The organism is Rhodococcus sp. BS-15 (genome assembly GCF_000813105.1).
GTDB lineage: Bacteria > Actinomycetota > Actinomycetes > Mycobacteriales > Mycobacteriaceae > Rhodococcoides.
This window is the reverse complement of sequence record NZ_BAOX01000564.1, coordinates 1-1,083: the sequence shown is the minus strand read 5'-3', so window position 1 is coordinate 1,083 and position 1,083 is coordinate 1. Positions and strand designations below refer to the sequence as shown.

Below are 1,083 nucleotides of genomic sequence, written 5' to 3'. Positions count from 1 at the left end.
CCTGCCGCGGCGATCTGCTCGGCCATGGTCGACGCCACCGCACCGTACGCGAGGACCCCCTCGGTTTCGACGACGAGCTCGGCCATCAGTGCCCCCTGAGAATGCAATCGATTCACGGTCGCCGAGTGCGACGCCCAACTGGTTCGACGCGAGTACTTGCCATTCGGTTCCCCCGAGTTGCCGTTCGCGTCCTGCCGACCGAGTCCTATCCTTGTCGGCATGGAAACACACGTGGTCGATCACCCACTGGCCGCAGCCCTGCTCACCACGATGCGGGACGAGCGGAGCGACAACGCCACGTTCCGGTCGGCTCTGCGCCAGCTCACCCACATGCTGGTCTACGAGGCCACCCGCGATGCTGCGATCGACACCTTCGAGGTGCGAACACCCGTCGCGGTCACCGAGGGCACCAGGCTGGCACGACCGCCGTTGCTGGTCCCGGTTCTGCGCGCGGGCCTCGGAATGGTCGAGAAGGCCAGCAGCCTCATCCCGCAGTCCCGCGTCGGTTTCGTCGGGATGGCCCGAGACGAGGAAACCCACCAGCCCGTGCCGTACATGGAATCCTTGCCCGACGACCTGTCGCAGACGCCTGTGTACGTACTGGACCCGATGCTCGCCACCGGCGGATCCATGGTCCACACGATCGAACTGCTCGTCGGCCGCGGTGCGGCGGACGTGACCGCCATCTGCGTCGTTGCCGCTCCCGAAGGAGTTGCCGCGCTCGAAGCCTCGGGTCTGCCGGTGCGACTGGTGGCAGCGAGCATCGACGACGGCCTCAACGACAACGCCTTCATCGTTCCCGGCCTCGGTGACGCGGGCGATCGTCAGTTCGGTCCGCGCTGACTCCCTCTGTCGCAGGCCGATTGGTTCTCGGCGTCTCCTGGCCCTCGGAGGCGTCACCTGCACCGCGCCCGAGATTGCGGGTGCTCGACGTCGACACCGAGCAGATCGAGTTCCACGAACTGGTCGGCCGCAGGCTCGGTTTCCGTGCGCCGGGTGCGTCGACCGATCGGTACTGCACCGGGCGCATGGCATTTCGGGCCGACGGTCCGCCGCGCTACGTGCCGTGCCCCCGGCCGGGAG

Annotated in this window: 1 protein-coding gene; it reads left to right on the top strand. The window is 67.9% G+C overall.

The annotated features are described in order from the left end of the window. The first annotated feature begins 219 nt into the window (after positions 1-219). Entirely contained in the window at positions 220-843 is a 624-nt protein-coding gene (gene upp, locus RHBS_RS27960) for a uracil phosphoribosyltransferase (RefSeq protein WP_037188128.1), read from the top strand. The last annotated feature ends 240 nt before the right edge of the window (positions 844-1,083 follow it).